Here is a 21,271-nt window from a genome sequence, read left to right on the forward strand (position 1 = left end):
TTTAGTTTTCCCTGTAAATATAAAATCCCATGTTGGCGTTGGCCTCTAACACATGCACCATACCCGTAGCAGTACGCACTTCAGAAGTTTGCACATACGCGTAAAAATCAGGTTCCGTGTTCTCGGTACCATCCGGTACGTCTTCATCTGCCAGTCCGAATACCCGCCGTATCTGTATCCTGTTGGTGGTTGACCGGATACCGCTTACATCGATATAATACTTCTCCAGCAGCAGGAAATAATTACCTTCACTATTGATGTTGGTAAAGCTCTTCTTTGTATAGCTCATGGCTTTTTTATCAAGTACGCCTTTGAATATATGCCGCCGCAGGAAGAACTTAATACTGTCTGTCGTCAAACTATCCAATGTGAATTTGATGTTCTCATTATTATACTTCCTTTGGATAGCGCGTGTTTGCTGCGCCAGGAAACTGGTCACACCCAAATTAGTGGGCGAAAAGAAGGTGATGTCGCCGTTGATCTCGTCTTTCATACCTGCGCGGTCAATCAGCATTACCACGGTATCCAGCACTTTACTTTCCTTCAGGAAATCGTAGGTCGACATCTTCCTGATCCTCTCCACGTCAGTATTACCTTCATTAACGAGGTAGTTATCTTTTTTACATGCTGCCAGGATCAGCAGTGATCCGAGTAACAGATGAATGATCTTCATGATGAATAATTTGGATAAAAATTAAATTTTACCTGCCCAGTATTTATTCTGTACCAGCAACCTGTTGTTATTGAACAACGCGGGATCCAGCGGCAGCAGGAAGCCTTCCTGGTTGTACCTGGAGGGCGTAAGCCAGGGAACCATCGACCGCTTCATTCTCACATCATCAAAATACAGCTGGCCTTCCATAAACAACTCGCGTGAGCGCTCCGTTATGATTTCATCCAGCAGGCTGTTGTAACTCAGCGGCGACTCGCTCACATACATCGCAGAGTCCATCTGCGGCAGGTTGCGCGAGCGGCGGAAACTCCGCAGCTGCGAATAGGCTTCTCCCAGTTGTCCTTTATACACGGCAATTTCCATGCGGTTCAGTAGCACATCTGCATAACGGATCAGGGAAACATTGTTATCCAGGTAAGGTTCCGCCTGTTGATTAGGATTGTTATAGATAATGTTACTGTATTTTGTAAAGATGGGTTGGGCGCCGTCTGCATCATATAGAAACAAGCTTCTGCGTATATCCGTATTAGGTAGTGTATCCTCCGGATTAGGTCCCGTTTGAATAATGCGGGGATACAGGTTACCAACGAAGCTGTTGCCCAGCAGCAGGTCGCTCCAGTCTGCTTTTGCCAGGACGGGAATCCTTAAAAACTTCATGGGCATCAGGTTGTTGGAACCTTCGTTATAAGCATACCGTGTATATAATTCAAAGATACTTTCGCGGGTGTTACCGGTAAATGCCTTTGCATACTGGATGCTGTCTATCTTCCCGTTGGGAGCCGGTAAGCCGTATAACCCACTGCCAATAATAGTTTCCACCAGTGCGGAAGCTTTGGCTACATCGGCCATATCGGGAGTGGCCTCAAACACCGGCTTTTTGATCACGCAGGCGCGCCACAGGTATACCTGGGATTGCAGCGCCATCACCGCAGCTTTATTAGGCACTGTGCCCCTGTTGGACTCCACTTCATATGCCATATCCAGGCAGTTGGCGGCCGAATCCAGGTCATTCAGTATTTGCTGCACCACCAGGTTCTTGTCTGTACGTGCCAGTGGTTTGTTGGCAATAGGATCAGGATCCGGTGTTAACACCAGTGGTACATCGCCAAAGGTGCGGAGCAGTTGAAAATAAACATAGGAGCGGATAAAAAGGGTTTGTCCGGCGATGTTTTTCCGGCCTTTTTCCGGATCATCGAGGAAGGTATCGTCCGGTATCAGTGGCAGTTTTTCCAGTATCAGGTTTGTTTGAAGAATAGTGCTGTAAAACCTCGACCAGTTCCGGAAAACATCCAGGTAGTTCATTTCAAATTTACCCACCTGTATGTTCCAGTCGGAGTTGGAAAAATAGGGTCCGCTCCTGATGATGATAAACTGATCACCCAGCGTCATGTCGCCCAGGTTATGAAAGTAATCCTGCTCAAGCATATTGGCGCGCAGCGAAGCGTATGCACCTGCCAATGCCTTCTTCATATCATTTTCCGACTTCCAGAATTTCTCCTCGTAAGTAGTATCCTTGGGCTCCTGGTTCAGCATTTTCTTACACCCCGATAAAAATGCTGCCACTATAATGATGATAATAAAAGTCCGTTTCATAAAAAGTGTTTAGCTGTTTTTAAAATCCTACATCAATGCCCAGTGTATATTTATGCGGGCTCGGATAGCCGACACCGTTATACTCGCCGTAAGGGTTCACATTTTCTGCATCCGGTAATCTTTTGGAAGCCTGGAACATATACACATTGTCCATCAGGCCGTAAAACCGCAGGCGGTTCAAATGCAGCGGCTTCAGGGCTTTTTCTTTGAGGGTATAGCCAAATGATACATTTTTGATCCTGAAATAATCACCTTTCTCCAGGAAGAAAGTTTGATCGGCACGATAGTAATAGCGGTAAGTACCGATATCCATTCTTGCATACTGGGCCTTATCACCGGGCTTACGCCAGATATTCATGGAAGAAAGATCTGACACCGCATATTTGGAGAACTCGTTACCGGAACCATCCCAGCCGTAGCGGCCATAGGTATCCGACTCATACAGGTTCAGCACATCTCTCTTAAACGTGAAAGTGCAAAGGAACCCGAAGGTGAAATTCTTCCAGTAAAAATTTTGCGTAATACCACCAGTGAGAAAAGGATTGGGATTGCCATACGGAATTTTATCTCCTGTGATACCTCCGTTAAAGGCATCGATAATACCATCGCCATCCAGGTCCGCAAAAATAAATTCTCCGGCTCTGAAAGGATTATTGGCAGCAGGATCATTCACGGCTCCCACCTGGAATTTCTTACCGGTATATTTGTCTGTGGGCACATCATCATCGGTAGCGTATACGCCCAGTGTTTTCAGCAGGTAGAAAGTATTCACTGCTTTTCCGCGGGTGAGAATATGCGTGGTATTAAACAAATTGCCAAAGGTAAGATCACGGTTATTGTTAGGCATACTTACCACCAGGTTTTGATTCATACTTACATTCCACATGATTTCCCAACGCAATGCACTCTTCTCCGGCATCACATTCCTGAACTGGAAATTGATATCAATACCGGAATTGCGTAATTGTGCACCGTTGGTTTTGGCGGTGGCAATACCGGTAGTACTTTGCAGGTTCATATCAATGAGTCCCGCTTTGCTATTCTTCACATATACATCGGCACTGAAATAATATTTGCCATTCATCAGTTCTGCCTCTATCCCACCGTTCCAGCTGGCGGTTTTTTCCCAGCTGATATCTTTCTGCGCTACACCACCAGAACCGAATTGCGGGGTAATAGTTACCGCGCCGTTGTATGTATTGGGGCTCAATCCGCTGCCATTATACCCGGCGGCGCCTACGTTATAAAGACTATACTGCAAATAATAATCGCCAGGCAGGTTACCCAGCACACCATAACTACCGCGCAGTTTCAGCATGGACAACCAGCTGGAATAGCGCCGCATAAAAGGTTCATTACTAATCATCCAGCCTGCTGAGATAGCGGGAAAATACCCCCATTTATTATCCGGTCCGAAGCTGGAAGCAGCATCCCCACGCAGGGATGCGGAAAAGAGATAGGTACTTTTATAATCATAGTTCACCCTTGAAAACAGGGAGAGAATACCAAAGGCCGCGTAGGACGAACTGCCGTACAGATAAGGTCCCTGCGGGAAACCATTCACTACCTGGATTTGGTCACTGGCGCCGCGATCGCCGCGCGCATAGGTATTTTGATAAGTGCTGTACTGTACTTCCTGCCCTACAATGGCGTTAATGGTGTGTTCTTTTCCTTTTCCAAATACAGCGTTCCAGTTCAGGTCATTGGAGGTGGTATAACTTTGCTGCAACCCGCTGCTAGAGGAAGCAGAGTTGCCAAGGTCTGAATTCAATTCACCCGGCACCGACACATCGCGGCGGCTCATTACCATCGACACTGAGTTACGCGAGCGGAACGACAACTGGCTGGATAACCGTAACTGCACAGAGATATCGCCATTTACCTGGTTATCCGTGTTGATATCCATATTACTGGAATAGCGTCCTAATACGCGCTGCAAGCTGTTTTCATCCGGTGCAAACAGGGAGGAGGGCATGCTTTGTCCTACTGCTCCAAAAAGATCTGCACTGCCGGAACCGCGTCCTCTTTCCATGCGGGCCAGCCGGATATTGGGTACTACTTCCAGCGCACCGTTTTTGGTACGTATAGAAGAGGAGTAGTTAAGCGTATAGCGTTTAAATCCCGAGGCTTTCACAATGCCATCTTCCATGTACATACCAGCCGACAGGCGATAAGTATTGTACTCCGTTCCCCCGTATACGTTAAAGTCCACGTTCCGCACAAATCCGTTGCGGTAAAACAAGCGTTGCCAGTCGGTCGACTTATTCAGATCCGGGTTCAGGCTGTCTGTCATGATGAGATTTTTATGCGTCAGCCTGTCGTAGTTATTTTCAAACGCATCATCATACAGGCGGATCTTTTCGCGGCGTTCTGCCGCGCCCACCAATATCTGGCGGAGTTTAGGGATCTGCGTTAAACCGCCATAGGCCGACACGCTGAAGCGCGGCGCACCGGTACGGGCACGTTTTGTTTTGATAATGATTACGCCGTTGGCGCCACGGGAGCCATACACAGCCGCGGCAGCCGCATCTTTCAGCACATCAACCGATTCTATTTCGTTGGGGTTCAAACCGGCGATATTGTTGGTACCGGTACCAATGTCCGGTCCCACCATATCATCGTTGAACTGCGGTACGTCATCAATTACATACAGTGGCTTGTTTAATATTTTATACTGATTGCTTTGGTAAGAAGTACCGATAGCGGTATTACCCCTCACGGAGATGGTGGGTGCCGCGCCGGGTTCCCCGGTGAAGTTCTGCACATTTACGCCGGCCATGCGTCCCTGCAGCAGTTGTTCAAAACTACCGGCAGGAATGTTTTCAATGTCTTTTCCTTTGATGCTGGAAACGGCAGCAGTAGCTTTACGCCGGTTCACCGTCTGGTAGCCGATCACCACTACATCTCCCAGTGCGCCGCTCTGAGCGGTGAGCACTACGCTGAGATGTGTGCGGCCTTTTAATTTCTGTTCCTGTTTAAGATAGCCGATAAAACTGAACTCTAAAGTAGCATCAGGTGGCGCTGCCAGGGAAAATTCCCCCTTGTCGTCCGTAACTACCCCCTGGGAGTTCCCCTTAATTTTGACCGAGGCGCCGGGCAGTGGCCCACTTCTTTCATCTGTAATTTTGCCGCTGACTTTTACGTTCTGGGCAACAGATGGTAAGACCGCCAATAAGGCGATAAAGGCCATGACAATTTTTTGCATGGGATTAGGTTTAAGCAGTGTTGAAAAATTCTGGTTGATATACGATGTTACAGGTCCGCACACAGTGCGTAGACTAGATATAAGATTTTATTCCGGTTGATTTATTTTAATTGTATTGTTGACAATTGTTATTACAAATCTATCTAAAAGGACCGGATATTACTTCCCGGAAATTAACTGATAGGTTGCTGATTTTAACTGGTAAGGAGGGAAAAGGGGAACATCTCTCAACGGAGACGTTCCCCGCAGGATTATAATTTGTAAAAACGCCAGCTGGAGGTAAAATCCTTTGGCACAGGCTTATTCAACAGGATGGCCCGGAGCATTTCAACAGGCATCATATTCTCCCGGAGCACCGCGTCATGATATTGTTTGAACGACATCTTACCACTGTCTACCAGTTCTTTCTTCAGCGCTTCAAACTGCAATCCGCCAATCATATAGGCGATCTGGTACAGCGGGCTGTAACCGCCAACAAAAGAACGGCGTACTTCTCCTTCTGCGTTTGCCCGCTCGTGGCCTACGCGGTCTACCAGGAAATCAATACATTGCTGCGGCGTCCACTTACCGGTGTGATAGTTAATAGAGAAGATAATGCGCGCGCAACGGTGCTTACGCCAGAACAACATACCAACGCGGTCTTCCGGCGACTTTGCAAATCCCTGGTCCCATAGCAACCGTTCCCAGTACAGGGCCCATCCTTCGATCCAGAAAGGCGTTTCAAAATGGCGGTATGTTTTATAGCGGTTCTGCATAAACTCCTGGAGGGCGTGTCCTGCCAACAGTTCATGGTGAACGGTGGCGCGGGAAAAGTGCGGGTTGTTACCACGCATACTCATCATTTTGTCTTCCTGGCTCATGCTGCTAACGGGATAGGATACACTAAACTCTTCTCCACCGGTGAAGAACGGGTTCACCAGCTGCCGCTCCGGCGTCATCATGATCATGCGCCAGGTTTCTTCCGCGAGCGGTGGCAGGGTGATCAGGTCGTGTTGCTTTATAAAATCCACGGATTCATTGTAAAGCTTCACCATCTCAGCAGGTTGATCTGCCGGGGGCACGTAACTGTTCTTTACTTTCTCCATGGCTGCTTTCCAGTCTGTTCCCAATCCCATTTCTCGGGTGGCTTTTTCCATTTCCGCATCGCACCAGGCAAACTCTTTATTGGCAATGGCCAGCAGTTCCTCTGGTGTATAAGGAATCATTTCCTCCTGTAATCCTTTGATCAGCGCGGCTCTTCCGATAGGGTGACCGGCAATACCACTGCCATCATCAGGCATACGGGCGGTACTTTTTTCTTTATTGGAGAAAGTAGTGCTGTATGTTTTCAGGAGGCTGTCTACCTGTTTATAGGGAGCGGGTACCCACCAGGAAAACAGCGGATCATAACCGTTATAAAAATTAAAAGCATTTCCCAGTGCTTCCCGTAAGCCTCTCAGGGTAGAGATGCCGCGGCGGATCTGCGGCAGCGTGAGCGAGCTGTCGCCTTCCAGCTGCTGCCTTTTTTTGATGATCTCCCTGGCTGTTTCGCTCAGCTGGGCGGCCAGTGCCGCTGCATCGGGTTTCTCCCCCCGGCGGCGATGCTGCTCTACCTGGTAAATTTTATCGGCAAAGGGAAACCATTTTTTTACCTGTGCGCTTTCCTGTTGTGCAAGTAACAGTTCCTCCATTGTTTGTGAAAGCCGGCGTTTAAACAGGGTGTAATCTACCTGGGCGCCTACATTAAGCCCCGCATAGTTCAGTTGCTCCAGCCGTTGCTGGTAGCTTTTTACCAGGGTGGTCATGCGGGTGAACCCTTCCGGCGAGCTGTCTACAAAGTAAAACCGGCGCAGGTTACCGGCATCCGCATCATATTGCACCATGATGTTATTCACTTCGCTGGTCTGGAGATACAGGTCATTATCTGCAGATTGAGCGGAGGCTGTTGCCTGCTGCAGCAGCACGCAGGCGAGGAGCATGTATAATTTCTTCAAAAGAGGCATATTTTACTCGTTTATATTTCTGTCAGGCGGATTAATATTCAACAGGCTTTTTACAAAGAAATCGCGGCGTTTAATTCGTCCGTAGGGGCCTCCGTCGCTGTGCCCCATACCGGGTACCGGCAGGAATTCGAAGGTCTTTCCTTTTTTAATCAATGCGTTGATCACGCGGTAAGTAGATTCCGGCGGCACGTTTGTGTCGGCCTCTCCCACTATCAACAGCAGGCTCCCCTGCAATTTCCCGGCATTGGTTACGTTGGATTGTTCTTCATATTCTTTGCCTACAGGGTATCCCATCCATTGTTCATTCCACCATTGCTTATCCACCCGGTTATCATGACAGCCACAGGAAGCCACTGCTGCCTTATAAAATTCGGGATGAAAGAGCAGCCCGCCCAGTGCGTTTTGTCCGCCGGCGGAAGTTCCGTATAGCCCTACCCGTGAGGTATCCACAAAGGGATACTTTTGGGCCAGTGCCTTGATCCATAGAATGCGGTCCGGGAAACCTGCATCAACCAGGTTCTTCCAGCATACATCGTGGAATGCCTTTGATCGGTTGGCGGTGCCCATGCCATCGATCTGCACTACAATAAATCCAAGATCAGCCAGGCTTTGCATATCGATATAATAACTCATAAAACTCTTGGGTACAAACGCATCCTGCGGACCTGCATAGATATTTTCCACTACCGGGTACATTTTCGTGGAGTCGTAATCTGTTGGCCGGCACATTACCCCCCAGATATCTGTTTTGCCATCGCGGCCCTTCGCCGTAAAAGGTACGGGGAAAGGCACGCCGGTAGCTTCCCAGCCGCTCACGTCTGTTTTTTCCAACACGGTGATCAGTTTCCCGTCGGACGTGCGGCGCAGTTCATTTACCGGTGGCACGTTTACCTGTGAGTATTTATCTATAAAATATTTTTTATCGGGAGAAAAGATTGCCTGGTGGTTACCCGTGGCCGGAGTGAGGTCCAGCAGATGCTGACCGGCGAAGTCTGTTCGGTAGTAATGGAGGAAGTAAGGATCTTCCCCGGCATTCCTGCCCCCTGCCCTGAACCAGATCTCTCTTTTCTTTGCATCTACGCTGTCTATATCCCGGACTACCCAATCACCTTTTGTTACCTGGTTTTTAATTTCGCCGGTGAGGGTATTCACCAGGTAAATATGCCGCCAGCCGTCTTTTTCGGACGTCCAGAGGAGTTCATTGGTTTCCGGCAGGTAATGGGTATAAAGGCGCGATTCGTAGATGAAGGAGGGTGTTTTTTCATCCAGTATGGTGCGGGTATTGCCGTTGGTGGCGTCTACTTCTATCACGCGGAAGCGCTGATGGCCGCGGTCTACTTTTTCATAAAGGAAGTAGCGCGGGTCTTTATGCCGCCAGTGCAGTTCCGGTGCTTCAAAAAAATCGATCTGTTCTGTTTTTACTTTAGCAGTGGTTTTTCCGGCCAGGGTAAACAGGTACATATCGAAGGTGGTAAACGGATCGCCCGGTTGCTTATAGGGTTGCGAGCGCAGTTGTCCGCGGGTGGTACCGGGTACGTCGGTGAGTATGTAGTACACGGAGGAATCTTCCACGGGGTGAATGCGGTAACCGACCAGGTATTTGCTGTCGGGCGACCAGGCCAGGGCGCCATAGTAGTCGCCGGAGGCTTTTCCGTCTGTTGTAAACGGTGTAAGGGCGCCGGTGGCTACCGAGCGTACATACACGTTACCATCTATCGTGGTGGCGACCCATTGTTTATCCGGGGATACGCTATCTGTTGCAAAACTCTCCCAGCGACTGGGTTCATGTCGCCTCACCGGACGGGTAGCGGGGTAGTCTTTAGCCAGTTGCGCAATTTTTGCGGTGTCGGTGATCACCTCTTTTTTACCGGTGGCAGCCGTCACAAGATAACCTGTTTTACTGCTGTCTTTCCCTGTAACCACATACCAGAACGACTTCCCGTCGGGCAGCCAGTTGGCCTCCACGTTGTGCCGGAAGATGGTTTTCCGGGTAATACTGTCCAGCAGCTGTACTTTTTTATATCGCTGCAATATCTCTGCATGTGAAGGCAGGTAAGGTGTTGGCTTGTTTTGCTGTGCGAGCAACAGCCCGGTTGGCAGGCTCCATAAAATCACCAGGTAAAGAAATCGTTGGTATTTCATAAGTTGTGTTGATCCGCTATAATTAAATGTATACTGGACAGTTAATATTTACTCCCTGTCCGATTATTTTTTAAAAGTACATCAGGCATTGATTAGATTTTAAACGTTTTTTAATAACTTGTTCTCATATCTTCACCTAAATTTGGTTGCAATCTCTTCAAAGGTGTTAAAAAAAGAATAATGTAAGTGCATGAAAGTATTACAGTTTACGATACCTGTGGCGCATGATAAAACCATTATCACACAAAAGGACTGGCTGCCGGCTTTTTACCCGCATCTCCATCGTCATGAGGAAATCCAGCTTACGTGGATCCAGCATGGGCATGGTACTTTGATAGTAGAAAATAATATGCATGCCTTCTGGTCGAATGAAATATACTGGATAGGCAGTAACCAGCCGCATGTATTAAAGAGCGAAGAATTGCCTTTTGGCAGCAAGAATAAAAAGAATGTGCAGGCCCTAACCCTTTTCTTCAACCCGGAAGGCAAGCTGGGACCCTTGTTTGGCTTGCCGGAGTTTAAAAAGATAAAGTCTTTTATAGATCAGTCGCAAAACGGGTTTAAGGTACCGGAGGCCCATGTAGTGGAAATATCCAGCCGGTTGCTGAAAATCCACCAGTCGCAGGGCATTGCACAGTTCCTGGCATTTGTGGAGCTGATCAATTTCTTCCTTACTATTAAGGACCTGGAGCCACTGATCACCGGGTCAAGGTTATCTGCTGTAAATGAACAGGAAGGAATCCGGATCGGGTACATCTACAATTATATCATGCAGCATTATGATGCGGAAATAAAGCTGGAAGATATTGCCCGGGAGGCGCATATGACGCCGCAGGCTTTTTGCCGGTATTTCAAAAAACATACGCGATTAACGTTTGTATCATTCCTGAATGAAGTACGCATCAATGAGGCCTGCAAAAAGCTGGCAGGCGGGTCGTATGATAGTATTGCCACCGTTGCCTACAACTGTGGTTTCAACAGCATAGCGAATTTTAACCGGGTATTTAAGAGTATTACCCGCAAATCGCCCCGCAGTTACCTGCGGGAATATGAGCAGCTGGAAAACCCGCCACCGGGCACTGCAACAAAATCTGCATAGTATTGATCAAAAAGCGAATAGAATTGCCAGCAAAGTAACTGTAGTTTTAGGGGAGATAAACCTGTAATATCAACCAAACTACGATTCGCTACTATGTCAGACGCTCCTACCTTTAAGCCGTCCATCAAGTTGCTGGATGCTACTATGATTGTAGCCGGCAGCATGATCGGCTCCGGAATTTTTATTGTCAGTGCAGATATTACCCGTCATACCGGGAGCGCCGGATGGCTGTTGCTGGTATGGCTGATCACCGGTTTTATGACCCTTACGGCTGCATTGAGCTACGGAGAACTGAGTGGTATGTTTCCTCGGGCAGGCGGCCAGTACATCTACCTGAAAGAAGCCTATAATCCTATGACAGCCTTCCTGTATGGCTGGAGTTTTTTTACCGTGATACAAACGGCTACCATTGCCGCAGTGGGCGTAGCCTTCGCCAAATTTACCGCCTACCTCTTGCCGGCTTTCAGTGAAGAAAACGTGTTATTGTCGGCAGGAACGCTGCATATCACTGCTGCGCAGCTGCTTTCCATCGGGGTAATTGTGTTACTGACCTATATGAATACACGGGGTATTGAAGGAGGTAAAATTATTCAGACAACTTTTACACTTACCAAACTGGTAAGCCTCGCTGCGCTGATCATATTCGGACTGCTGGCGATTAAACCCGAAATATGGCAGGCCAACTGGCAGCATGCGTGGAACCTGCATCCCCTGACAACAGGTGGCAGTATATCGTCATACAGTACCATTGCCGCTTTTGGCGCTATTGCTTCCGCCATGGTAGGATCGGTGTTCAGCAGTGACTCCTGGCATAATGTAGCTTTTGTTGGCGGGGAAATAAAAAATCCCCGGAGGAATATCGGGTTAAGTCTTTTTTTAGGAACCGCGATCGTCACCATCATTTATGTGCTAACCAATATTACCTATCTCGCCGTATTGCCTTTGTCAGAAATTGCAAATGCACCAAAAGATCGTGTAGCCGTTTCCGTATCACAGGCGGTGCTGGGAAATACAGGCACAGTACTTATTGCAGTAATGATCATGATATCCACTTTTGGTTGTAACAACGGGCTTATACTTGCAGGTGCGCGGGTGTACCATACCATGGCCAAAGATGGTTTGTTTTTTAAAAAAGCAGGAGATTTAAACCGTTCTGCCGTGCCTTCCTTTGCATTGTGGATACAATGCCTCGTGGCATGCTTATGGTGTCTCAGCGGCCGTTATGGCGACTTATTGGATATGATCTCTTTTGTGGTGGTGGCCTTTTATATGCTTACCATAGCAGGCATCTTTATCCTGCGGAAGAAGCGCCCGGATGCCGACCGGCCTTACAAAGCGTTTGGATACCCGGTGTTGCCGGTGCTGTATATTTTAATGGGTATTGCTTTCTGCGGATTGCTGTTTGTTTATAAGCCACGATTTACCTGGCCGGGACTATTTATAACGCTGTCCGGTATACCCGTGTATTATTTTGCCAACAGGAACAACATCCGCGATAACGCATCTATCAAAAAAGAAAATATAACCACCGCTGATTCTTCTTACTAAATTATCTGTCAACCAGGGGGACTATCAAAAAATAGTCCCCCTCTTTTTTTGTGCCTTCCCCTATAAGCGTATCCCCTACGCCTTTTCGAAGTATTAATATATAATTAATCCAGTATTATAACCAGGCAAAAAACTATACATGTACATTTACAAAATTCGTTACCTTTCTGACAGAAACTGATGCGATGTTATGTAGACATGTAATTCCTTTTCTGAGTAAGCATTACGACGTGCCATATTGATCATGTGAAAGACCAACTTTTTTTCATCTCTTTTGGGGATCCAGTGAATTATATAAAAAACTGCCTCCAGCGGGCAAATGTGCAATAACGATTTAGCAACTTTTATTTTATAACAACCAAAAAACTAAGCGACAACACGAGAGACAGGCCGTATATCTGTTCCATTCACGTTTCTATTCAAGTTCACGTCTTATTCATTAATTATGAGGTACTCATTCACTGGAAAATTATGCTTTCTGATGGTCTTTCTATGCGCTGCCACCAGCGCAGTATTTGCTCAAAAGACCCTTACCGGAAAAGTTACCGGCGCGGCAGACGGTGCAGGTCTGCCTGGTGTAAACGTAATCATAACCGGCACCGCCAGCGGCGCCAGTACTGATGCAAAAGGGAACTACACCCTTTCTTTACCGCCGGGTGCTAAATCGGTTTTGTTCTCGTTTATCGGCTACGAACCACAAACGGTTACCATCGGTGAACAAACCGTTATCAACGTATCACTGGCCGCAGCCACCAAAGGATTAGGTGAAGTAGTGGTAGTGGGTTACGGTGTGCAAAGCCGCCGCGACGTTACCGGTACCATCGCTTCCGTTAAAGGAGCCGACATCAAAAACCTTCCTGTATCAGACGCCGCGCAAGCCATCCAGGGCCGCGTAACAGGCGTGGATATTGTACGGTCGGATGCAGCCCCCGGCAGCACGCCTGCCATCCGTATCCGCGGTACAGGCACCATCAATAATGCCGACCCATTGATTATTATAGATGGCGTACCGGCAGGTGGACTCGCAGATGTAAACCCTAACGACATCGCCTCCATGGAAATACTTAAAGATGCGTCTTCCTCCGCAATATATGGTACCCGTGCCGCCAACGGCGTGGTGATCATTACCACCAAAAGAGGAAACTATGGAGAAAAACTGAAAGCATCGGTCAACTTCTATCGCGGCGTTACCAATACCATCCGCTATATCCCGCTGCTCACCGCACCCGACCTGGTAAAACTGAAACAGGAACGCTATACCAACGATGGCGTGGCAATAGAGCCCATCTGGCAGGATCCTTACTACGCCACTCAACGCACCGACTGGCAAAAAGCATTGTTCGGCTCCGGTGATATTACCAATGCAGATGTAAGCCTGCGCGGCGGCAACAACACCTCCAATTATATGCTCAGTGCCGGTTATTATAATGAAAATGGTATCATCACCAATTCCTATTTCAAAAGATACTCGGTGCGCATTAACTCAGAACACAAGCTGGGTAAGCGTTTGAAAGTAGGTGAAAATCTGCAGCTCACCTATAAACAAAACAGCGGCCCGGATACCTACTCTTCCCAGACAGGCCTTATTTTCAGCGCCCTGCGCTTTAACCCCGCCATCCCCGTTCACAACCCCGATGGCAGCTGGGGCACCTCCAAAGCCAGCAATGAACTCGGTGATATCAACAACCCCGTATACACCGCGGAAACCACCGACACCTGGACCAAAAACTATCGCATGCTGGCCAGCGTATACGCTGAACTGGAAATCATGGATGGCCTCACCCTGCGCGCCAACTATGGCTTTGACGGCAGCCTGATGAACCAGTTCAACTTCGCGCCTAAAGTACTGGATCAAACCAGGGCACGCGATCATGCAGAACTTTTCAATCGCAGCGAAAGCTATAACAACCAGCTGAGCGAAATTTTCCTTACCTACAATAAAGTGCTGGCAAACGTACATCACCTCACCGTTACCGGTGGCTACTCCCAGCAAACCTATAACGGCTCCTGGAACCAGGCGGAAAGATGGGGCTTTAACGATGAATCGAAAGACCAGCTGGTACTGAGTAACGGGAACGATATTCACGATGCAAAAGGCAATTATTTTAATGCCAACGCTATCGCATCCGGGTTTATCAGGGGCTTCTATGGCTTCAAGGATAAATACCTGGTCACCGTTACCTTCCGTGCAGATGGCTCGTCGAAGTTCTCACCGGATCAACGCTGGGGCTACTTCCCCGCTTTCTCCGCAGGCTGGCGTATTTCAGATGAAACCTTCTTTAAAGACAACGTAAAGGCCGTGAGCAACCTGAAAATCACAGGCGGCTGGGGACAGCTCGGTAATCAAAACGTAACGGAGTTTCAATACCTCGCACAGATCGATAAAGACCGCCGCTATAACTTCGGCGAAACAGCCTACACCGGCGTATGGAACTCAAGGCTCGCCAACCCCGATATCACCTGGGAAAAGGCCGAAATGACCAACATCAGCCTGGAAGCCGGCTTCTTCCACGATAAACTCAATACCACCATCACCTGGTTCAACAAAAACACCAAAGACATGCTGGTACCCGCTCCTGAAATGGACCTCCACGGCACTTCCGCCATCCCCGACCGTAACCTCGGTCAGCTGAGCAACAAAGGCTGGGAAGTGGAAGTAGGCTACCAGGGCGGCAACGACAAGTTCCATTACAATGTAAGCGCCAACGCTTCTTTTATTAAAAATGAAGTAACCAAACTATACGACCCTTCTTCCTATATCGGTTCCACTCCCTATGGCCGGCAGGGACAGGAAATTTCCCGCACCTATGTAGGTCAGCCACTGGCCTCTTATTATGGCTGGAAAACAGGTGGAATCTACCAGACCGCTGATGAGATCAACAACGATCCCAACATCAACAAAGATCCCAACAAAGCCAATATCAAACCGGGTGATGTGCGTTTCCTCGATACCAACGGTGACAATATCGTAAATGATAAAGACCGTGTAAACCTGGGCAGCCCCAATCCTAAAATGGTATACGGCATCCAGGCCAGCGCCGGTTACAAAGGGTTTGACCTGAGCCTTTCCTTTGCGGGTGTGAGTGGCGTAAAACTTTACAACGCCGATAAAATGCAGGGCATGGATCCCAACTATCCATATAACCTGTATGCAGATGCGCTGAACCGCTGGCATGGCGCCGGCACCAGCAATTCCGTACCAAGGATGACCCTGGGCAATGCCAATCAGAATAACCGCACCTCCGACCGCTTTGTGGAAAACGGCGATTACTTCTCCCTGAAAAACGCATCGCTGGGATATACCATTCCTTCCAAAGTATGGGGCCGCAGCGGCATTTCAGATATCCATGTATACGTGGCCGCGCAAAACCTGTTTATCCTCACCAACTACTCCGGTTTAACTCCGCAGCTGGGTTATAACTACGGTACCGGCGATGGTAACAGGCAGAGAGGAGTAGACGTAGCCGCCTATCCGCAGGCCAGGACCTTTACTTTTGGCGCTACCCTCAACTTTTAATTCACGGCAACCTTAAATTAACTACTATGCAACGGATCAAATATATATTAGTACTCACGGCATTACTCTTTGCCGGCTGTAAAAGCGTACTCGATGTATCTCCCAAAGGAGTGTACAGCACCGGCAACTACTGGCGCAACCAAAGCGATGCCCTTGACGGGGTAACCGGTATCTATAATGTTTTACTGGAAGAAGATTATACCGGCTTTAATGAGTTTGTATTCGATAACTGCTCAGACGACCAGGTACGCGGCGGCGACCATGATTATGACGCCGTGATAGAAGACTTCACCTACGATGCTTCCACCTACAGCGTACGGGTAGGATGGAGATGGAAATATGAAACGATTAACCGCTCCAACAACGTGCTGATCTATGTTCCTAAAATTACAGACATTGATCCGGACATCAAGAACCGTTGTCTCGGTGAAGCACACTTCTTCCGCGCATTCGCCTACTGGCGCCTGCTGCTGATCTATGGCGAAGCCCCTATCATCACAGAAGATGATGTGCTCAAATCTTTCTATAACAAACCAAAAGTAACGGCCGATGAACTGCGGGCCCAGATAGAAAGCGATCTCCTGGCCGCCGCCGACCAGCTTCCTGAAACCTACGACGACGCCAATAAAGGCCGCGTAAGCAAAGGTACCGCCTGGGGACTGTTATGTAAACTGTATATGAACTGGTCGAAACTGGACAAAGCCATCGAATACGGCAGCAAAGTAGTTAGTAATACTAACTATAAACTGGCAACAAACTATGCCGATAACTTCAGTGTAGCCACCGGCAACAATTCAGAAATGCTGCTCGCCGTTCAAACAGTAGACGGAAACGGCTACTCCGATTTCATCACCTATCATGCTCCACGCAACTGGAACGGATGGAGCTTCTTCTACCCTACCAAAGGACTGGTAGATGAATTTGAAGCAGGCGATCCCCGCAAGAATATCTGCATCATGCAACCCGGTGATAAAGTAAATATCGGTACCGGTATTGCCACTTATGAAGCATCAGCTTCCTGGAGCGGTTATCATTATAAAAAATTCTGTAGCTGGAAACCTTCCGGCGGACTCGACTACTCCCTCAAAACACCGTTGATGCGCGCCGCGGATATTTACCTGCTGGTGGCAGAAGCAAAGATCCGTTTAAACGGCCCGGGCGCCGGCGACTCGGAGCTCAATGCCGTTCGCAAGCGCGCTTCCGCCAGTTTACCGGCCGTTACCAATGCCGGCATGGCAGCACTGATGCATGAACGCAGGGTGGAACTATGCGGGGAAAATGAACGCCACCAGGACCTCCTGCGCTGGGATAAAGCCAACCTCATAGACATTGTGGCGTTGTACAAGAAACCAAAGCTGGCGTATGATGGTACCGTGATTACACGAGGGGGAGCCCCACGTATTTTCACGAAGCCTAAAAACTACTTCTTCCCGATGCCGCAACAGGAAATCGACAGAAGCAAAGGCACACTGGTGCAGAATCCGAATTATTAGTGCGAAGGGCCGCCTTCGGCGGCTTTTAAATTGTCTTGGAGCAGGATTACGCTGATTTTGCTGATTATAAGGATTTGATCTTTTGGATTTTTATAAGATTAAGGAAGACAGAAGCGAATATTTAAAAGACTTCGGGGAGATATAAGCGGATATACTCGCTTAAATCTCCCCGAAATCATTTATAAATCCAAAAGTTCAAATCCCTATAATCAGCAAAATCAGTGTAATCCTGCTCCAAGACAATTTAAAAACCGCCGAAGGCGGTCCTCCCCTTACTTCACCGAAAACTTATACACCGTTGTTTGTGAAAACGTTTCACCCGGTTTCAGGATTACGTTCGGGAAAGAAGGTTGATTAGGAGAATCGGGGAAGTGTTGTGTTTCCAGGCAAAGCGCCGCGTTCTGCACATACTTCTGCCCGTTACGTGTATTCGTGAGCGTGCCATCCAGGAAGTTGCCGGTATAGAACTGAATACCGGGTTGGGTGGTAGCTACTTCCATATAACGGCCGCTGGTTGGGTCGTACAGGGTGGCAATGGTTTCCAGCACCCCTTCCTGTTTGTCCAGTACCCAGTTATGATCATATCCGCCTTTTACTTTGCCGATATCAGCACCGATCTTTTTGGCAGTGGTAAAATCCATTGGGGTACCTTTTACCGGGTCCAGTTTGCCGGTAGGAATCAGCTTATCATTTACCGGGGTATAACGGCTTGCCTTCAGCGACAACTCGTGTCCGAGGATGGTGCTGTCTTTTCCCGCAGAAAGATTAAAGTAAGCGTGGTTGGTAAGGTTTACCGGGGTCGCTTTATCGGTGGTTGCCTTGTAGGTGATCTGCAGGGCGTTGTCCGGTGTAAGCGTGTATACCACCGTAGCCTGGAGGTTACCGGGATATCCTTCTTCTCCGTCTTTGCTGTTATATACCAGTTGCAGGCTGCTGTCGCCGGCAGGCGTGGCTGCCCATACTACCTTATCAAATCCTTTCAGTCCGCCGTGAAGCGTGTTGCCGTTATTATTAGCGGCGAGTTTGTATTCCTTGCCATCCAGTGTAAACTTAGCATTGGCAATACGGTTGGCATAACGGCCTACCAGTGCGCCGAAATAGGGCTGGCCTTTTTGCTGGTAGCCTGAAAGTGAGTCGTAAGACAATACCACATTGCCTTTCTGTCCTTGTTTGTCGGCAGTAATGATATCTGTGATAGTACCGCCGTAATTCAGGATCTTTACTTCCATTCCGTTTGCATTCTGCAGGGTATACTGCAAAACTTCCTGGCCATCTGCCTGGCCAAAGCTTTGTGGGCCAGCTGTTACAGCCGTTGCTGTGGAATCCTTACTTTCTTCCGTCTTCGCAGCATTGTTGTTGCAGGAAGCCAGCATGGTGCCACCGGAGATCACGAGGGCGGTTAGCGCCTTAAAGTTCATGTCCATAACGTATTTTGATGTTAAGTGAAAAAGAGTCACTAAATATCGGGATAATCCGGCTAAAGTCAAATATTTTTATTTAAAATTTATTGTCACAAGAACAATTAAAACGCGATTGATTAAAATACGTGTACTTTCTGTCAATAATTGGAAAGTAAGTATACACCGGGCGAACTAGCTTTAGCCTGTTAAATTCTGATGAAATGAAAAGACTGCTCCTTACGGGATTGTTGCTGGCCGGCAGCGTTCCGCTGTACTATAGCGCCTGTGCCCAATCTTATGTACCAGGGTGGAAAGAAAGCAAGATGAAAGTGTTGCCTACAGCCACTATAAAAGCATACCCGTTCCCGATAACGGACGTCACCCTCCTGGACGGCCCCTTTAAAACGGCTATGCAGGCGGATGCGCGATACCTTTTAAAAATAGATCCCGATCGCCTGCTGTCGGCTTTCCGCACCAATGCGGGATTGCCCGCAAAAGGGAAGCAATATGGCGGCTGGGAAACCGGCGGGCTGGCAGGCCACACCATGGGTCATTACTTGTCGGCCTGCGCCATGCAATACGCCGCCACCAAAGATACCGCCTATCTTAACCGGGTGGCCTACCTGGTAAGCGAGCTGGCACTGTGCCAGCAAAACCGCCGCAATGGCTATATCGGGGCCTTCCCCAACGATAATAAGCTCTGGTCTGAAGTCGCTGCCGGCGATATCCGCTCCAGGGGCTTCGATCTTAACGGTGGCTGGTCGCCCTGGTACACCGTACACAAAATTATGGCAGGGTTACTGGATGCATGGCTCTACTGTAATAACGCGGAAGCATTGAAGGTAAACAAAGGTATCGCCGACTGGACCGGTGACGTCATCAAAAACCTGTCGGAAGAACAGATGCAGAAAATGCTGATCTGCGAATACGGCGGGATGGCGGAAACACTGGTGAATACCTACGCCCTGAGCGGCGATAAAAAATACCTGGACCTCTCCTATCGCTTTTATGATAAACGTATCCTTGATTCACTGGCTATCGGGAAAGATATATTACCAGGCAAGCACTCCAATACCCAGATCCCTAAAGCCATTGCCAGCATCCGCAGGTATGAGCTGAACAAAGATCCCAAAGATGCCGCCATTGCCAGGTATTTCTGGGAAGTGGTAACCAGGGATCACTCCTATGCCAATGGCGGTAACAGCAACTATGAGTACTTCGGACCAGCAAGACAGCTCAATGAATCGCTCACAGACAATACCACCGAAACATGTAACACCTATAACATGCTCAAGCTCACCAGGCACTTGTTTGCATTGGAGCCACAGGCGCGTTTCATGGACTACTACGAAAAAGCATTATACAATCATATCCTGGCATCGCAGCATCACGAAACCGGTATGATGTGCTACTTCATTCCCCTCCGCATGGGCGGCCACAAAGAATACAGCGATGAGTTTGAAACCTTTACCTGCTGCGTAGGCTCCGGAATGGAGAATCATGTGAAATACGGTGAAAGCATTTATTACCGCGGCGCCGATGGCAGCCTGTTTGTGAACTTGTTTATTCCTTCCGTACTTGAATGGAAAGACAAAGGTATTACAGTAAAGCAGGAAAATAACCTCCCGGCAAATAATCGTATAACCCTCACCGTTAGCACTAAGAAAACAACGTCATTTACCCTTCGCATCCGTAAACCGGCATGGGCGCGACCAGGTATTACACTGAAAGTAAATGGTACGGAGCAATCCCTGCAAACAGATGAAAGCGGATACTTCGTGGTTACCCGGAGCTGGAAAAACAGCGACCAGGTAACGCTTACCCTGCCAGCCGATGTGTATACAGAGGCGCTTCCCGACAATCCTAACAGGCAGGCATTGTTTTATGGCCCGGTGTTATTATCCGGTATACTCGGGGAGAAAGAACCCGATCCGGTAAGCGGCGTTCCGGTACTGGTAGCGCCTAACGGGCAACCCAGCACCTGGATCAATCGTAGCAACGACCCCGGCACACTGGTGTTCCGCACTGCCGGCACCGCAAAGCCAATGGACGTTACACTTACGCCCTTTTACCAAACCCGTAATGAGTATTACACCGTATACTGGGATGTGTTTACGCCGCAAAGCTGGCAGGAACAGCAGGGGAAATATGCAGCGGCTAAAAAAGCGCAGCAGGAGCTGGATGCGCGTACTACCGACATTCTTCGCCCGGGTGAAATGCAACCGGAACGTGATCATGAATTCACCGGCGAGAAAACCAGCACCGAAGAAGAACATGGACGCAAATGGCGCATTGCCTGGCCCGGAGGATATTTCTCCTTTAATATGAAAGTAGATCCCAACTCCCGTCATTCGCTGCAATGTACTTATTGGGGCATGGATAACCGGGGCCGTACATTTGATATCATCGTAGACGGCACTACTATTGCCACTGAAGATATCAACAAATTCAAGGAGAGCAGGTTCTATCCTATCTCTTATCCCATCCCTGAACATCTTACAAAAGGAAAGCAAAGCGTGAATATCCGTTTCGTACCAAAAGCCAATAACAGCGCAGGCCCACTGTATGGCTGCAGAATGGTGAAAGAATAAAAGAACAGGCGTTAGCGGAGTGGATCCG

The 21,271-nt window shown here is 48.4% G+C and carries 11 protein-coding genes; 5 read left to right on the top strand and 6 right to left on the bottom strand.

Features of this window, described 5'->3' with window-relative positions; genetic code table 11:
* Position 1 precedes the first annotated feature (1 nt).
* The 5 genes from ACLHR0_RS27065 to ACLHR0_RS27085 form a co-directional block, all read right to left on the bottom strand.
* Positions 2-673: a fasciclin domain-containing protein gene (locus ACLHR0_RS27065; protein ID WP_370911265.1), complete on the bottom strand. Its 672-nt coding sequence runs from the start codon at positions 671-673 to the stop codon at positions 2-4.
* 21 nt (positions 674-694) lie between these two features.
* On the bottom strand, positions 695-2,266 hold the full coding sequence (locus ACLHR0_RS27070; protein ID WP_436490854.1) for a RagB/SusD family nutrient uptake outer membrane protein: 1,572 nt from the start codon (positions 2,264-2,266) through the stop codon (positions 695-697).
* A gap of 19 nt (positions 2,267-2,285) precedes the next feature.
* Positions 2,286-5,471, bottom strand: coding sequence for a SusC/RagA family TonB-linked outer membrane protein (locus ACLHR0_RS27075; protein WP_429046572.1), 3,186 nt, complete (start codon positions 5,469-5,471; stop codon positions 2,286-2,288).
* Positions 5,472-5,722: 251 nt separating this feature from the next.
* Positions 5,723-7,444: a DUF885 family protein gene (locus ACLHR0_RS27080; protein ID WP_436490856.1), complete on the bottom strand. Its 1,722-nt coding sequence runs from the start codon at positions 7,442-7,444 to the stop codon at positions 5,723-5,725.
* A gap of 12 nt (positions 7,445-7,456) precedes the next feature.
* Complete coding sequence (locus ACLHR0_RS27085) at positions 7,457-9,595, bottom strand: prolyl oligopeptidase family serine peptidase (protein ID WP_436490858.1); 2,139 nt, start codon at positions 9,593-9,595, stop codon at positions 7,457-7,459.
* A 190-nt stretch (positions 9,596-9,785) separates the two neighbouring features.
* Here ACLHR0_RS27085 and ACLHR0_RS27090 point away from each other — a divergent pair, with 190 nt between their 5' ends.
* The 4 genes from ACLHR0_RS27090 to ACLHR0_RS27105 all read left to right on the top strand — a co-directional run bounded on the left by ACLHR0_RS27090 (position 9,786) and on the right by ACLHR0_RS27105 (position 17,252).
* Positions 9,786-10,694 carry an AraC family transcriptional regulator gene (locus ACLHR0_RS27090; protein ID WP_436490860.1) on the top strand — a complete coding sequence of 303 codons (909 nt, stop codon included), beginning with the start codon at positions 9,786-9,788 and terminating at the stop codon, positions 10,692-10,694.
* A gap of 93 nt (positions 10,695-10,787) precedes the next feature.
* Positions 10,788-12,242 (top strand): APC family permease, encoded by a 1,455-nt coding sequence (locus ACLHR0_RS27095; RefSeq protein ID WP_436490862.1) that lies wholly within the window; start codon positions 10,788-10,790, stop codon positions 12,240-12,242.
* A gap of 481 nt (positions 12,243-12,723) precedes the next feature.
* Positions 12,724-15,759, top strand: a complete 3,036-nt coding sequence (locus ACLHR0_RS27100; protein ID WP_436490864.1) for a SusC/RagA family TonB-linked outer membrane protein — start codon at positions 12,724-12,726, stop codon at positions 15,757-15,759.
* A gap of 26 nt (positions 15,760-15,785) precedes the next feature.
* A complete protein-coding gene (locus ACLHR0_RS27105; RefSeq protein ID WP_436490866.1) occupies positions 15,786-17,252 on the top strand; it encodes a RagB/SusD family nutrient uptake outer membrane protein in 1,467 nt (488 codons plus the stop codon).
* A 272-nt stretch (positions 17,253-17,524) separates the two neighbouring features.
* Here the strand turns inward: ACLHR0_RS27105 and ACLHR0_RS27110 are convergent, their stop codons facing one another.
* The gene (locus ACLHR0_RS27110) at positions 17,525-18,676 is read right to left on the bottom strand and encodes an aldose epimerase family protein (protein WP_436490868.1); all 1,152 of its coding nucleotides are present in this window, start codon (positions 18,674-18,676) and stop codon (positions 17,525-17,527) included.
* Positions 18,677-18,873: 197 nt separating this feature from the next.
* Between ACLHR0_RS27110 and ACLHR0_RS27115 the strand changes: the two genes are divergently transcribed.
* Positions 18,874-21,243 carry a beta-L-arabinofuranosidase domain-containing protein gene (locus ACLHR0_RS27115; RefSeq protein WP_436490869.1) on the top strand — a complete coding sequence of 790 codons (2,370 nt, stop codon included), beginning with the start codon at positions 18,874-18,876 and terminating at the stop codon, positions 21,241-21,243.
* Positions 21,244-21,271: the final 28 nt, after the last annotated feature.

This window comes from Chitinophaga sp. ARDCPP14 (genome assembly GCF_051362515.1).
GTDB lineage: Bacteria > Bacteroidota > Bacteroidia > Chitinophagales > Chitinophagaceae > Chitinophaga.

Excerpts from the sequence above, each read along its gene's own strand:
- ACLHR0_RS27065 (WP_370911265.1), bottom strand. The coding sequence starts at position 673 with ATGAAGATCATTCATCTGTTACTCGGATCACTGCTGATCCTGGCAGCA.
- ACLHR0_RS27070 (WP_436490854.1), bottom strand. The coding sequence starts at position 2,266 with ATGAAACGGACTTTTATTATCATCATTATAGTGGCAGCATTTTTATCG.
- ACLHR0_RS27075 (WP_429046572.1), bottom strand. The coding sequence starts at position 5,471 with ATGCAAAAAATTGTCATGGCCTTTATCGCCTTATTGGCGGTCTTACCA.
- ACLHR0_RS27085 (WP_436490858.1), bottom strand. The coding sequence starts at position 9,595 with ATGAAATACCAACGATTTCTTTACCTGGTGATTTTATGGAGCCTGCCA.
- ACLHR0_RS27090 (WP_436490860.1), top strand. The coding sequence starts at position 9,786 with ATGAAAGTATTACAGTTTACGATACCTGTGGCGCATGATAAAACCATT.
- ACLHR0_RS27095 (WP_436490862.1), top strand. The coding sequence starts at position 10,788 with ATGTCAGACGCTCCTACCTTTAAGCCGTCCATCAAGTTGCTGGATGCT.
- ACLHR0_RS27100 (WP_436490864.1), top strand. The coding sequence starts at position 12,724 with ATGGTCTTTCTATGCGCTGCCACCAGCGCAGTATTTGCTCAAAAGACC.
- ACLHR0_RS27105 (WP_436490866.1), top strand. The coding sequence starts at position 15,786 with ATGCAACGGATCAAATATATATTAGTACTCACGGCATTACTCTTTGCC.
- ACLHR0_RS27110 (WP_436490868.1), bottom strand. The coding sequence starts at position 18,676 with ATGGACATGAACTTTAAGGCGCTAACCGCCCTCGTGATCTCCGGTGGC.
- ACLHR0_RS27115 (WP_436490869.1), top strand. The coding sequence starts at position 18,874 with ATGAAAAGACTGCTCCTTACGGGATTGTTGCTGGCCGGCAGCGTTCCG.